11 protein-coding genes are annotated in these 13618 nt (G+C 61.2%); 1 reads left to right on the forward strand and 10 read right to left on the reverse strand.

Annotated elements, in window-relative coordinates:
- Nucleotides 1-112: 112 nt before the first annotated feature.
- The 10 genes from ACGJAX_RS07855 to ACGJAX_RS07900 form a co-directional block, all read right to left on the reverse strand.
- Nucleotides 113-733, reverse strand: a complete 621-nt coding sequence (locus tag ACGJAX_RS07855; RefSeq protein ID WP_090328189.1) for a TetR/AcrR family transcriptional regulator — start codon at nucleotides 731-733, stop codon at nucleotides 113-115.
- A gap of 59 nt (nucleotides 734-792) precedes the next feature.
- Nucleotides 793-2475: a class II poly(R)-hydroxyalkanoic acid synthase gene (gene phaC / locus ACGJAX_RS07860; RefSeq protein WP_390958240.1), complete on the reverse strand. Its 1683-nt coding sequence runs from the start codon at nucleotides 2473-2475 to the stop codon at nucleotides 793-795.
- 113 nt (nucleotides 2476-2588) lie between these two features.
- On the reverse strand, nucleotides 2589-3443 hold the full coding sequence (gene phaZ / locus ACGJAX_RS07865) for a poly(3-hydroxyalkanoate) depolymerase (protein WP_090328195.1): 855 nt from the start codon (nucleotides 3441-3443) through the stop codon (nucleotides 2589-2591).
- Between the two features lie 155 nt (nucleotides 3444-3598).
- Nucleotides 3599-5278: a class II poly(R)-hydroxyalkanoic acid synthase gene (gene phaC / locus ACGJAX_RS07870; RefSeq protein WP_090328197.1), complete on the reverse strand. Its 1680-nt coding sequence runs from the start codon at nucleotides 5276-5278 to the stop codon at nucleotides 3599-3601.
- Nucleotides 5279-5539: 261 nt separating this feature from the next.
- Nucleotides 5540-5920, reverse strand: coding sequence for a gamma-butyrobetaine hydroxylase-like domain-containing protein (locus ACGJAX_RS07875; RefSeq protein WP_090328200.1), 381 nt, complete (start codon nucleotides 5918-5920; stop codon nucleotides 5540-5542).
- A gap of 204 nt (nucleotides 5921-6124) precedes the next feature.
- On the reverse strand, nucleotides 6125-7462 hold the full coding sequence (hslU, locus tag ACGJAX_RS07880) for an ATP-dependent protease ATPase subunit HslU (protein ID WP_390958243.1): 1338 nt from the start codon (nucleotides 7460-7462) through the stop codon (nucleotides 6125-6127).
- 55 nt (nucleotides 7463-7517) lie between these two features.
- The gene (gene hslV / locus ACGJAX_RS07885; protein ID WP_007975582.1) at nucleotides 7518-8048 is read right to left on the reverse strand and encodes an ATP-dependent protease subunit HslV; all 531 of its coding nucleotides are present in this window, start codon (nucleotides 8046-8048) and stop codon (nucleotides 7518-7520) included.
- A gap of 173 nt (nucleotides 8049-8221) precedes the next feature.
- Nucleotides 8222-8935, reverse strand: coding sequence for an SPOR domain-containing protein (locus ACGJAX_RS07890; RefSeq protein WP_090328206.1), 714 nt, complete (start codon nucleotides 8933-8935; stop codon nucleotides 8222-8224).
- A gap of 1 nt (nucleotide 8936) precedes the next feature.
- Nucleotides 8937-10673, reverse strand: a complete 1737-nt coding sequence (argS, locus tag ACGJAX_RS07895; protein ID WP_090328208.1) for an arginine--tRNA ligase — start codon at nucleotides 10671-10673, stop codon at nucleotides 8937-8939.
- A 212-nt stretch (nucleotides 10674-10885) separates the two neighbouring features.
- Entirely contained in the window at nucleotides 10886-13105 is a 2220-nt protein-coding gene (locus tag ACGJAX_RS07900; RefSeq protein WP_390958245.1) for a primosomal protein N', read from the reverse strand.
- A 289-nt stretch (nucleotides 13106-13394) separates the two neighbouring features.
- On the opposite strand from ACGJAX_RS07900, the gene rpmE reads away from it, so the two are divergent.
- On the forward strand, nucleotides 13395-13613 hold the full coding sequence (rpmE, locus tag ACGJAX_RS07905; protein ID WP_008047849.1) for a 50S ribosomal protein L31: 219 nt from the start codon (nucleotides 13395-13397) through the stop codon (nucleotides 13611-13613).
- Nucleotides 13614-13618 lie beyond the last annotated feature (5 nt).

Raw genomic sequence — 13618 nt, forward strand, 5'->3', positions numbered from 1 at the left:
AACCCGATGTGGGAGCTTGCTCGCGATGAGGCCATCACATTCAAAAATACTGCCTACTGACACACCGCCATCGCGAGCAGGCTCGCTCCCTCAGGGATAGGTGTGATCAGCATTAATCGTGCTCTTCCAGGTACTGCATCGCGAGTTGCTCCGTCGCCACCTTGATTGGTGGCAGCAGATGCGGCGCCACCAGCATCATGATCTGGTAGACCACCAGCCGCACTTCACCTTCGCGATCGAGAATCCGCTGATAGTCCAGCGAAAACAGCAACGTCAGGGTGATCTGCTCCACCAGTTGCCCCAGTGCCTGGGTGTCACTGACCAATTGCCCCTGAGCTTTCAGTCGCGCCAGTAACGACGCCAGCGTGCGCTTGAGTGCATTGAGCAGGTTACGGATGCCCTTGGCCAGCTTCGGCAGGCGGCCGGCCAGGTTCGACAGGTCCTGGAACAGAAACCGGTAGTGGGCCAGGCGTTCGACGATCAGGTGCAGGAACAGCCAGTAATCGTCCGGTGCCAGTTCAACATCCGATGGCGGGTCGAGCAGCGGGGTCAGCTCATTCTGGAAGCGTTCGAACAGCCCGAGAATCAGCGGCTCCTTGCCGTGGAAGTGGTAGTAGAGGTTGCCGGGGCTGATGCCCATTTCGTTGGCAACTTCCATGGTGGAAACGTTCGGTTCGCCCTTCTGATTGAACAACTGCAGGGCACATTCGAGGATGCGGTCGCGGGTTTTCATCCAGTCTTCTTAGTGATCGGGTCATGCCACGGCCGGTCTCGGCCGTGGGTTGTTGAGTGTCAGCGCACGCGCACGTATGTGCCGGGCGCCGCCTCCATCGGTGGATAGTTCTGGTTGCCGAGGGCCATGTGGGTTTCCTTCAGTGCCCCCGAGCGTTCCTGAATCCAGCTCAGCCACGGGGTCCACCAGCTGCCGTCGACGTGCTTGGCGTCGTAGTACCAGGCCCGTGGATCGCTGCTCAGTTTGCCGTTCTCGACGTAGTTGGCTTTCGGGTTGCTCGGCGGATTGAGGATGCTTTGCACGTGACCGCTGTTGGACAGCACGAAGCGGCGATCGCCACCGAGCAGCAGCGTCGAGCGATACACCGCGTCCCACGGCGTGATGTGGTCATTGATACCGGCCACGCTGAAACTGTCGACGGTGACCTTCTGCAAGTCGATTGGCGTGCCGCACACTTCCAGGCCGCCCGGGTGGGTGAGCGGGTTGTGCTTGAAGAAATCCAGCAAGTCGCCATGCAGGGCCGCCGGCAAGCGCGTGTTGTCGTTGTTCCAGTAGAGGATGTCGAACGCCGGTGGTTCTTTGCCCAGCAGGTAGTTGTTGACGAAATAGCTCCAGATCAAGTCGTTGGGGCGCATCCAGGCGAACACCTTGGCCATGTCGCGACCGTCGAGCACGCCTTTCTGGTAGGAGCGACGCTTGGCGGCTTCCAGGGTCTGTTCATCGGCGAAGAGGGTCGCTGGCGAATCCAGCTGACTGTCGAGCAGACTCACCAGATACGTCGCGCTGGAGACCCGGCGCAGCTGCCGTTTGGCTTGCAAGTGCCCTTGCAACGCAGCGATGGTCAGCCCGCCGGCGCAGGCGCCCATCAGGTTGACCTCGCGGGCACCGGTGATCGCCCGGCACACATTCATGGCTTCTTCAACCGCCTCGACGTAGGTCGACAGTCCCCATTCGCGGTGACGCACATCCGGGTTGCGCCAGCTGATCACGAAGGTTTGCAGGCTGTTCTTGAGGGCGAACTGGACGAAGCTGTTATGCGGGCTCAGGTCGAAAATGTAGTACTTGTTGATCTGCGGCGGCACCACCAGCAGCGGCTTGGAATACTGCTTTTCGCTCATCGGTTTGTACTGGATCAGCTCCAGCAATTCGTTGCGAAAGACCACGGCGCCGGTGGTGGTGGCGACGGTCTTGCCGACTTCGAACGCCTGTTTGGTGACTTGCCGGGGCAGGCCATCGTTGTGCAGCAAGTCATCCACCAGGTGACCGATGCCGCGCACCAGGCTGTTGCCGCCGGAGTTGAAGAGTTCCTTGATCGCCAGGGGATTGAGCAGGCTGTTGGACGGTGACATGGCATCATTGAGCAAGGCGAAGGCGAAATGCGCCCGGGCGCGATCGTCCGGGGTCATGTTGCTTTCATCGATCCAGTTTTTGACCTGCTTTTGCCAGGCCAGGTACGCCTGCAAGCTGCGTCGGTAAAACGGGTTGAGGCTCCATGCCGGATCGGCAAAACGACTGTCCTGCGGATTGGTCGGGTACAGGGTTTCGCCGAGCAGCACACGGCCCAGTTGCCCGCCCAGTTTCAGGGCGTGCCGGGCACTGTGCAGCGGGTTGCGCAGGCCATGGGCGGCCACGCTGCGCAGGGTCGAAATCAGATCCCGGCCGCGCAGGCCGGTAATCGCACTCTGTGCGTTGATGAACGCGGCGGGAGTGGGCAAAGAGTCCCGCGCTGGTTTGTCACGCATGAGTCAACACTCCTTCGTCTTCAGGCCAAAAACAAACAACCGAACCAGAACACCATAGACGCTGTAACGGGTTGTTGCGCGGCGCGGCGTCCTGCCGCGCGTCAATGTGCGGATTAACCGCCCAATGGCGCCGGGTGCGGATGCATCACGGCGCGTTGTCGTTCTTCTTCAAGGAATTTCATGATGATCGGCGCTACCGCCTCGGCCCGGGTGATCAGGAACAGATGGCCGTCATCGATGATGTGCAACTGGGCATTGGGAATTCGCCAGGCCAGCAAACGCATGTTGATCAGCGGGATCAACGGATCGTCATCGCCCGCCAGTACCAGGGTCGGCTGATTGATCCTGTGCAGCCAGTGGATGCTGGTCCAGCCGAGGCCGGCGAACAGCTGCCAGTAGTAACCGAGCTTGCCCGCCGAACGCACTTTCGCCGCATGGCTCGCGGCTAGTGTCGGGTCGCGACGGAATGAGCCGCCGTAGATCATCGGCGCAATGCGGATGACGTGCGACGGCTGAATGTAGCGCCGGGGGCTCGCCATCATCCACAGCACTTTCGGCTTGCCCGGCACCATCACCGCACCGGCCGCCGTGGCCGCCAGCACCAGTTTCTTGCAGCGCTCCGGATAGTCATAGGCGAACTGCTGGGCGAGGGCGCCGCCCCAGGACACGCCGATCACGTTGACCTGCCCGTAATCGAGGTAGTCGAGCATGCGTGCCGTCAGTTTGGCCAGGCTTGGAAAGCGATACGGCCGTCTGGGCGTCGAAGAGCCACCGACACCGGGCACGTCGAAAGCGATGACTTCCAGGTCCGGGTCCAGCGCTGCGACGAACGGGAACACCAGCTCCAGGTTGGCGCCGATGCCGTTGAAAATCAGCAGGGGCGTCAAGTGAGGCTTGCCGGGGCGTACCGCCGTGCGGAGGGTCTGGCCATCCAGGTCGACGGTACGAAATATGAACGGTTGCGGCATGCTTCTGGCCCTGTTTATGAATTCATCCCCGCCCCTGTAGGAGCGAGCCTGCTCGCGAAGAATGTCCGGGCAACGCGTTAATTCAGACAGTACGCGTTTTCGTTAACGTCCATCGCGAGCGAGCTCGCGCCCACAGCAAGAGCGGGGTGTGTCAGTTACCGCTCGTGTACGTAAGTACCTGGGGCAGCCTCGCCCGCCGGATAAGCCTTGTTGCCCAGTTTTGTCGGCGATTTTTTCAGTTCACCCGAACGCTGGGCCTGCCAGGCCTGCCAATGCAGCCACCAGGAGTCGGTGTGCTTGGTGGAGTTTTCTTGCCACTCCTCGGCATTTGCAGCCTTTTCGGTGCTGGTCATGTAGCGGGATTTCGGATTGCCCGGCGGGTTCAGGATGCTCTGGATATGCCCGCTGCTGGACAGCACGAACTCCACATTGCCGCCAAACAGTTGCGCCGACTTGTAGCAGGACTTCCACGGGGTGATGTGGTCGTTGGTGCCGGCCAGGGAAAAGATGTCGGCCGTGACCTGCTTCAGGTCGATGGGCGTGCCGCACACTTCCAGTGCATTGGGGCGAATCAGTGGATTGTTTTTGAACATCTCGATCAGGTCGCCATGGAACGCGGCAGGCAACCGGGTGGTGTCGTTGTTCCAGAACAGGATGTCGAAAACCGGTGGCTCGTTGCCCAGCAGGTAGTTGTTGACCCAGTAGTTCCAGATCAGGTCATTGGGACGCATCCACGCAAAGACTTTTGCCATGTCGCGGCCTTCCAGCACACCGGCCTGGTACGAGTGGCGCTTGGCGGCTTCGAGGGTCTGCTCGTTGACAAACAGGGCGACGTCGCTCTCCAGCGTGGTATCGAGCACGCTGACCAGCAGGGTGAGGGCGTTGACCTTGTTCTCGCCGATCGCCGCGTAGTGGCCCAGCAGGGCGGTGCAGGTGATACCGCCGGAACAGGCACCGAGCATGTTCACGTCTTTGCTGCCGGTGATGGCGGTGACCACGTCGACCGCTTCCTTGAGCGCCTCGATGTAGGTCGACAGGCCCCACTCGCGCTGCTCCTTGGTCGGGTTGCGCCAGCTGACGATGAAGGTCTGCACGTTATTGCGCAGGCAGAACCGCGCCAGACTCTTGTCCGGGCTCAGGTCGAAAACGTAGAACTTGTTGATTTGCGGCGGCACCACCAGCAGTGGGCGCTCGTGGACTTGCTCGGTAATCGGCTTGTACTGGATCAGCTCGAGTACATCGTTGCGAAAGACCACCGCACCTTCGGTCACGCCAAGGCTCTTGCCGACCTCGAACGCGCCCATGTTGACCTGGCTTGGCATGCCGCCGTTGTGCACCAGGTCCTTGGCCAGATGCGAGAGGCCGTCGAGCAGGCTCTTGCCGCCGGTTTCGAAGAAGCGTTTGACGGCCGCCGGGTTGGCCGCCGTGTTGGTCGGGGCCATGGCTTCGGTCATGAGGTTGATCACGAAGTGCCCGCGTGCCGCGTCACTGGCTGTGAGATTGCTGTCATCGATCCAGTCGTGGAGTTCCTTGCGCCACGCCAGGTAGGTTTGCAGATAGCGTTTGTAGAGTGGGTTCTGGCTCCAGGCCGGATCGGCGAAGCGACGGTCATCGCTGCTCGGTTGCAGTGCGGATTTGCCGAACAGCACGTTCTTGAGTTCAAGGCCGAAGTGCGCAACATGCTTGGCGCTGTGCACCGGTTGTTTGATGGCCTGCCTGAGCACCATTCGAGCAGAAGCCAGTAGATCCTTTCCACGCAGCCCAACGACAGGATTCAGTCCCAAGGTGTTTTCCGAGGCCTGATACTTCAAGTCATCGTTATTCTTGATACTCATCTACGACGCTCCATTGTCCTGAGGCGAGTACCCGGGCCCTGGTTGTGCAGTCACACAGCCAATGCCAGGTACTACTGCTCGGGTGACCGTTAATTCTGCATCGCTGCTTTTAATTTCGCAGAGAGCACTGCAGGGAACTTGCCAGCTCCATTGGTTACCCGAGTTTAATTTTTTTCGCAAGCAGGCCAATGACTGACCTCGCGGCCAAGCATTCAAACAGATGAAATTAGAAAATGCCCTCTAAAGAGCAAGAGGCTCAGGCTAGAGCATCAGCTTGACGACGGACTCGTTCGGATCGCGGGTTTTTCCGGCGGCTTTGAGCTCGGCAAGGTAATCCTCCCAGAGTGCGTCATAACGTCGCCCCAGCTCATAGAGGTATTCCCAGGTGAACAGGCCGCTGTCATGGCCGTCGTCGAAGGTCAATTTCAGTGCGTACTGACCGGCCGGTTCTATCTTGCTCAGGCCTACGTTGATCTTGCCAAATTGCAGGATGGGTTTGCCGTGTCCCTGGACTTCGGCGGAAGGAGAGTGCACGCGAAGGAACTCGGCGGGCAGGGTGAATTCCTCGCCGGACGCGTATTTGAGCGTCAGGGTTTTCGAGGCTTTGTGCAGTTTGATGTCGGTGGGGAGTTGGGTTGTCATGGGGCCGGTCTTCCGTCTTATTGAGGCCCTGTGTCGGCGGGTGATCCAGTGGCGAGGAAGCTTGCTTCCGCTCGGCTGCGCAGCAGTCGTAAGTCCAGAGAGTGCGGTCTTTCTGATGGACCGCATCGCTGGCTTTGGGGCCGCTTCGCGACCCAGCGGGAGCAAGCTCCCTCGCCACAGGAGCCCGCTCACACAGAATGTGACCTACAGGATATAACGGGACAGGTCTTCGTTCTGCGCCAATTCGCCGAGGTGGCTGTTGACGTAGTCAGCGTCGATCTGGATCGCCTTTTCGTCATGGGCGCTGGCCAGGTCGCCGGCGCTGAACGACACTTCTTCAAGCAGGCGCTCAAGCAGCGTGTGCAGACGACGGGCACCGATGTTTTCGGTTTTCTCGTTAACCTGCCAGGCGATCTCCGCGATGCGTTTGATGCCGCTTGGCTGGAACTCGATGGTCAGGCCTTCGGTTTTCAGCAGTGCACAGTATTGCTCGGTGAGCGACGCGTGCGGCTCGCTGAGGATGCGTTCGAAGTCTTCCGGCGACAGCGCCTTGAGCTCAACACGAATCGGCAGACGACCTTGCAGCTCGGGCACCAGATCGCTCGGCTTGCTCAGGTGGAAAGCCCCCGAGGCGATGAACAGGATATGGTCGGTCTTGACCATGCCCAGTTTGGTGTTGACGGTGCAACCTTCGATCAGTGGCAACAGGTCACGTTGCACACCCTCGCGGGACACGTCGGCGCCGCCGACATTGCCGCGCTTGGCGACCTTGTCGATTTCGTCGATGAACACGATGCCGTGCTGCTCGACCGCTTCCAGCGCCTTGGCCTTCAACTCTTCATCGTTGACCAGGCGGCTGGCTTCTTCGTCGCGCACCAGTTTCAGCGCTTCCTTGACCTTGAGCTTGCGGCTCTTGCGCTTGCCTTTGCCCATGTTGGCAAACAGGCTCTGCAATTGGTTGGTCATTTCTTCCATGCCCGGAGGCGCGGAGATATCGACGCCGGTGATTTCGGCGACTTCGATTTCGATCTCTTTATCATCCAGCTGACCTTCGCGCAGGCGCTTGCGGAACAGCTGGCGGGTGTTGGAATCCTGCGTCGGGGTGTCGTCGTTGCTGAAGCCCATGCGTGGCGGTGGCAGCAGGGCGTCGAGGATGCGCTCTTCAGCAGCGTCTTCGGCGCGGTGGCGAACCTTGATGATTTCCTGTTCACGCAGCAGCTTGATCGCTGCATCGGCCAGGTCACGAATGATCGATTCGACATCGCGACCGACGTAGCCGACTTCCGTGAACTTGGTGGCTTCGACCTTGATGAACGGCGCGTTGGCCAGTTTGGCCAGGCGACGGGCGATCTCGGTTTTACCGACACCGGTCGGGCCGATCATCAGAATGTTTTTCGGGGTGACTTCAACACGCAGCTCTTCGGGCAGCTGCATTCGGCGCCAGCGATTGCGCAGGGCAATGGCGACGGCGCGCTTGGCATCGTCCTGGCCGATGATATGGCGATTGAGTTCGTGGACGATTTCACGGGGAGTCATGGACATAGTATTTGGCGGACCTCAAGCAAGAATGAGCCGTGGCGCGATGGCCAGAAAGGGCTTATTCGGCGCAGTCCTGCTCCTCAATGGTCTGGGTGTGGTTGGTGAATACACAGATGTCGCCGGCAATACCGAGGGCGGTCTCGACGATTTCCCGGGCCGACAGATCGGTTTTCTTCAGCAGTGCGCTGGCGGCAGCCTGGGCGTAAGCGCCACCGGAGCCCATGGCGATCAAACCATCTTCAGGTTCAACCACGTCACCGTTGCCGGTGATGATCAGCGAGGCATCTTTGTTGGCGACCGCGAGCATGGCTTCGAGGCGGCTCAGGGAGCGGTCGGTGCGCCATTCTTTGGCAAGTTCGACGGCGGCGCGAACCAGGTGGCCCTGATGCTTTTCAAGCTGGCCTTCGAAACGTTCGAAGAGGGTAAAGGCGTCAGCGGTGGCGCCGGCAAAACCGGCGATGACCTGGCCGTGGTACAGGCGGCGAACTTTTTTCGCGTTGCCTTTCATCACGGTGTTGCCAAGGGATACCTGGCCGTCGCCGCCCATGACGACTTTGCCGTGGCGGCGAACTGAAACGATGGTGGTCAAGGGAAGAGTCTCCACGCAGCGGGGCGAAAATGCCTTATGCCCACTCATATGGGGGTGGTGGAGTGGATTTCAACTGTAGGGCGGGAGAGGGGACGAGCGGTGTATTGCGATGGTGATGGGTTGCCGCTGTAACAATAGTGGCGAGGGAGCAAGCTTCCTCGCCACAGGGGGCGTTATCGGCTTTGGCGTTGTTGTAACAACAAATTGCTGAAGCCGGCACCGGCCAGTTGTTTCTGGGCGGTGGTCAGTTGTTCGCGGTTGCTGAACGGTCCGACCAGAACCCGATACCAGGTCTCGTCTTTCACTGTGCCGGATTCAACCGCCACCGCCTGGCCAAGCAGGATGATCTGCGCGCGAACCTTGTCCGCGTCAGTTTGCTTGCGGAACGAACCCGCCTGGAGGAAAAACTTGGTCACCGGCGCGGCCTTGGTGACCGGGGGCGCGGGTGGTGGCGTGATTCCGGACAGCGCCGCCTGAGCGCGGGCGGTGTCAATTTTCGCCGCTTCCGCTGGCGTAACCGGCGTTGTCGGAATCGCCGGCACTTGTGGCGTCGGCAGGGTTTTTTCCGGCACGGCATCCGGCGGCACGATGACTTCCGATTCCGGCAGCAAGGTGTAGAAGTCGTACTTCGGCTTCACCGGTTGTGTCGGGCTCGGCGGCGTCTTGTTGGCCTCGGCGATCTTGGTGGCTTTCTGCTGTTGTTGCTCCACCTTCTCGCGTTTGACCGTGTCGCTGCCCTTGCCCGGCTCCAGCTTCATCAGGAATACGATGAATGCACCGACCGTCAGGCCGATGGCCATCCACAGCCAGCCCGGAATCGGCTGCTTCGCTGGAGCTTGGTAACGGCTGGCGCCACGCTTGGGTGCAGGTTTTTTCTTGGCGGCCAACTTACATACGCTCCAGAGTTTCCAGGCCCAAGAGTTCCAGGCCTTGCTTGAGGGTGCGTCCGGTCAGCGCGGCGAGGCGCAGGCGGCTCTGCATTTGCGCCGGGGTATCGGCGGCGAGGATCGGGCAGTTCTCGTAGAAGCTGGAGAACAGGCCGGCGACGTCGTACAGGTAAGTGCAAAGAATGTGCGGCGTGCCTTTTTCGGACACGTTGTTCAGCACTTCACCGAATTGTGCAAGTTTTGCCGCCAGTTCGTGTTCGTGGGGCGCTTCGAGCACGATCTGGCCGTCGACTTCGCTGAAGTCCTTGCCGAGTTTGCGGAACACGCCGGCCACACGGGTGTAGGCGTACAGCAGGTACGGCGCGGTGTTGCCTTCGAAGTTCAGCATCAGGTCGAAGTTGAAGCTATAGTCGCTGGTGCGGTGCTTGGACAGGTCGGCGTACTTCACCGCGCCGATGCCCACGACCTTGGCGATGTTGCGCAGCTCGGCTTCGGCCAGTTCCGGGTTCTTGTCCTTGACCAGGGTGTAGGCGCGCTCCTGGGCTTCGGTCAGCAGGTCGATCAGCTTCACGGTGCCGCCATCGCGGGTCTTGAACGGACGGCCATCAGCGCCGTTCATGGTGCCGAAGCCCATGTGTTCCATCTCCATCGGATGGGTCACGAAGCCGGCCTTGCGTGCCACGGCGAACACTTGCTGGAAGTGCAGGGCCTGACGCTGGTCGACGAAGTACAGGGCGCGATCGGCCTTGAGCTTGCCGCTGCGATAACGCACGGCCGCCAGGTCGGTGGTGGCGTAGAGGTAGCCACCATCGGCCTTGACGATGATCACCGGCAGTGGATCGCCATCGGCGTTCTTGAATTCATCGAGGAACACGCACTGGGCGCCGTTGCTTTCCACCAGCATGCCGGCGGCCTTGAGGTCGTTGACCACGTTGATCAGGTCGTCGTTGTAGGCGCTTTCGCCCATCACGTCAGCCATGGTCAGCTTGACGTTCAACAGTTCGTAGATCTTCTGGCAGTGGGACAGCGAGATGTCCTTGAACTTGGTCCACAGCGCCAGGCAGTCCGGGTCGCCGGCCTGCAACTTGACCACCAGGCCGCGGGCGCGGTCGGCGAATTCTTCGGATTCGTCGAAGCGCTGCTTGGCGGCGCGGTAGAAGTTTTCCAGGTCCGACAGCTCGTCGCTGGTGATCGGGTTTTCCTGCAGATAGGCCATCAACATGCCGAACTGGGTGCCCCAGTCGCCGACATGGTTCTGACGGATCACGTCGTCGCCGAGGAACTCGAGCACTCGAGCCACGCCGTCGCCGATGATGGTCGAGCGCAAGTGGCCGACGTGCATTTCCTTGGCCAGGTTCGGAGCCGACAGGTCAACCACCGTGCGTTGCACCGGGCCGGCCTTGCGTACGCCGATGTGCTCATCGGCCAGGGCGGCGTCCAGGCGGGTCGCCAGGGCCTGGGTGTTCTGGAAGAAGTTGAGGAAGCCGGGGCCGGCGATTTCGGCCTTGGAGACATTTTCGTCAGCCGGCAGCGCGGCGATGATTTTCTCGGCCAGGTCACGCGGCTTCATGCCGGCAGGCTTGGCCAGCATCATTGCGATGTTGCTGGCGAAGTCGCCGTTCTTCTTGTCGCGAGAGTTTTCCACCTGGATCGCCGGCGTCAGGCCTTCAGGCAACACACCTTCGTTGACGAGTTGGGTGATGGCTTGTTGGATCAGCTGGCGAATGGTGTCTTTCATGGTCTTCTCTTTCGACCGCTGGCGCGGCGGCGCATCGTGCGCTGGTGGAAAAACTGGGCATTATCCGTGGCGAAGACGGGCTTGCCAACCTTAGCAGGCAGGATGTGGATGTGTGGTGACAATTCGACCAGCTTTCGCTGGCAAGCCAGCTCCTGCAATGACGCGATGTGCCCCCTGTAGGGGCTGGCTTGCCAGCGAAGGCAGTCGCCCCATCAATACAAATCCACAGGGTCAACATCCAGCGACCAGCGCACCGCCCGCCCGCTTGGCATCTGCTCCAGCACCAGCAGCCAACTGGCAAGCAAGCGATGCAGCGGCGCCCGCGCGGTGGCCTGCAACAATAGTTGTGCACGATAGCGCCCGGCGCGGCGTTCCATGGGTGCCGGCACCGGCCCCAGCAATTCGATGCCGGTCAAACCCTGTTCGGCCAGCAGACGTTCGGCCTCGCTGCACGCCTCGTCGAGAAATCCTTCGGCCTGCCCAGGCTTGTGCGCTTCGGCCCGCAGCAGTGCCAGGTGCGCAAACGGCGGCAGGCCAGCCGCGCGGCGTTCACTCAAGGCTTGCTCGGCAAAGGCGAAATAACCTTGTTCGGTCAATTGCACCAGCAACGGGTGATCGGCCAAATGCGTCTGGATGATCACCTTGCCCGGCTCTTCGGCACGTCCCGCACGCCCGGCGACCTGGACAATCAGCTGGGCCATGCGCTCGCTGGCACGGAAGTCACCGGAAAACAGCCCGCCGTCGGCGTCAAGAATCGACACCAGGGTCACCCGTGGAAAGTGGTGCCCTTTGGCAAGCATTTGCGTGCCCACCAGGATGCAGGGCTGGCCTTTCTGGATGGTCGCGAATAACTGATTCATTGCGTCTTTGCGCGAAGTGCTGTCGCGGTCGACCCGCAAAACCGGGTAGTCGGGGAACAGAATCCCCAAGCGCTCTTCGGCCCGCTCAGTGCCCGCCCCCACCGGACGCAAATCGACCTTGTTGCATTTCGGGCACTGGCGCGGCACCCGCTCGACGTAGCCGCAATGGTGGCAGCGCAACTCGCCGTGGCGCTGGTGCACGGTCATCCGCGCATCGCAGCGCTGGCATTCGGACATCCAGCCGCAGTCATGACAGAGCAGGGTCGGTGCGAAGCCGCGGCGATTGAGGAACACCAATACTTGCTGGCCCGCAGCCAGCGTCTGGCCGATGGCTTGTTGCATCGGCCCGGAAATGCCGCTGTCCAGTGGACGACTTTTCACGTCAAGGCGCAGGAAACGTGGCTGCTTGGCGCCACCGGCGCGCTCATTCAGGCGCAGCAGACCATAGCGTCCGGTGTAGGCGTTGTGCAGGCTTTCCAGCGAAGGTGTGGCGGAGCCCAGCACGATCGGGATGTTTTCCTGCCGGGCGCGCACCAGCGCCAGGTCGCGGGCGTGGTAACGCAGGCCTTCCTGCTGTTTATAGGAGCCGTCGTGTTCTTCGTCGATGATGATCAGGCCGGGATTCTTCATCGGTGTGAACAGCGCCGAGCGCGTGCCGATAATGATGTCGGCCTCGCCGTCACGGGCGGCGAGCCAGGCGTCGAGGCGTTCACGATCGTTGACTGCCGAGTGGATCAGGGCGATACGCGCGTTGAAGCGCTGTTCGAAGCGCGCCAGGGTCTGTGGGCCGAGGTTGATTTCCGGGATGAGCACCAGCGCCTGTTTACCGGCCTCCAGGGTTTCGCGGATCAGTTGCAAATAGACTTCGGTCTTGCCACTGCCGGTGACGCCGGCCAGCAGGAACGCGTGATAACTGTCGAACCCGGCGCGAATGGCTTCATAAGCGGCACGTTGTTCCGGATTGAGCGGCAGTTCGGGCTGCGCCAGCCAGTGTTCGTGGCGTGCGCCGGGGGCATGCTTGCGGATCTCGACCTGCACCAGGTCCTTGGCCAGCAACAGATCGAGGCTGTCTTTGCTCAGCATCAGCTTGCTCAGCAACTGATGGGCGACGCCGTGGGGGTGCTGAGCCAGCGTCGCCAGTGCTTCACGTTGGCGCGGAGCTCGGGCGATCCGCGGGTCATCGAGGCTGGCGCCGGGGGCGGCGGACCAGAAACGCTCCTGGCGCGCCTCGGCCAGTTCGCCCTGACGCAGCAGCACCGGCAGCGCCCAGCTCAAGGTGTCGCCGAGACTGTGCTGGTAATACTGGGACGTCCACAGGCACAGCTTGAACAGAGCGGGTGGCAGCGGCGGCGTGGCATCGAGCAACGCCAGCGCGGGCTTGAGTTTTTCCGCCGGGACTTCGCTGGTGTCGGTGACCTCCACCAGAATCCCGATCATCTCCCGCCGGCCGAACGGCACCCGCAGGCGCATGCCGGGATGCAACTGGGCGCGCAGGACTCCGGCCGGAGCGCGGTAGTCGAACAGGCGGCGCAGCGGCGAGGGCAAAGCGAGGCGCAGTATGGCGTCGGGCACGCGGGGGGATCTCGATAAACAGGCAAAAAAAGGGCTAGGCGCATAACGTGTGGGAGCGAGCCTGCTCGCGATGACGGCGTGTCAGTCAACATTCATCGCGACTGGAACACCGCTATCGCGAGCAGGCTCGCTCCCACCGGGGATCGCGTATTGGCTCGGGAGCCTAGCAGACGGTCGGTCTCAGGGACAGCTTGCGTGATTGGCATTGTCTGGTAGAATCCGCGGCCTAATTACGTGCGGTATTCAACAATAGTGTTGGGTGGCGGCACGCTAGCCTGAGGAAGACACCATGAAAGCTGATATCCATCCAGAATACCCAGCAGTTGCTGTTACCTGCAGCTGCGGCAACAAGTTCGAAACCCGTTCGACCTTCGGCAAAGCCCTGGCGATCGACGTTTGCAACGAATGCCACCCGTTCTACACCGGTAAGCAAAAGACTCTGGACACTGGCGGCCGCGTTCAGCGTTTCGCAGACCGTTTCGGTGCTTTCGGCGCGAAAAAGGCCTAAGGCCG

Source organism: Pseudomonas moorei (genome assembly GCF_042846945.1).
In the GTDB taxonomy this organism is placed as follows: domain Bacteria; phylum Pseudomonadota; class Gammaproteobacteria; order Pseudomonadales; family Pseudomonadaceae; genus Aquipseudomonas; species Aquipseudomonas moorei.

What these genes read in the sequence shown, in the direction of transcription:
- argS (WP_090328208.1), bottom strand. Translation starts at nt 10,673, where the DNA reads ATGAAAGACACCATTCGCCAGCTGATCCAACAAGCCATCACCCAACTC.
- rpmE (WP_008047849.1), top strand. Translation starts at nt 13,395, where the DNA reads ATGAAAGCTGATATCCATCCAGAATACCCAGCAGTTGCTGTTACCTGC.
- hslU (WP_390958243.1), bottom strand. Translation starts at nt 7,462, where the DNA reads ATGTCCATGACTCCCCGTGAAATCGTCCACGAACTCAATCGCCATATC.
- phaC (WP_390958240.1), bottom strand. Translation starts at nt 2,475, where the DNA reads ATGCGTGACAAACCAGCGCGGGACTCTTTGCCCACTCCCGCCGCGTTC.
- phaC (WP_090328197.1), bottom strand. Translation starts at nt 5,278, where the DNA reads ATGAGTATCAAGAATAACGATGACTTGAAGTATCAGGCCTCGGAAAAC.
- ACGJAX_RS07855 (WP_090328189.1), bottom strand. Translation starts at nt 733, where the DNA reads ATGAAAACCCGCGACCGCATCCTCGAATGTGCCCTGCAGTTGTTCAAT.
- phaZ (WP_090328195.1), bottom strand. Translation starts at nt 3,443, where the DNA reads ATGCCGCAACCGTTCATATTTCGTACCGTCGACCTGGATGGCCAGACC.
- ACGJAX_RS07875 (WP_090328200.1), bottom strand. Translation starts at nt 5,920, where the DNA reads ATGACAACCCAACTCCCCACCGACATCAAACTGCACAAAGCCTCGAAA.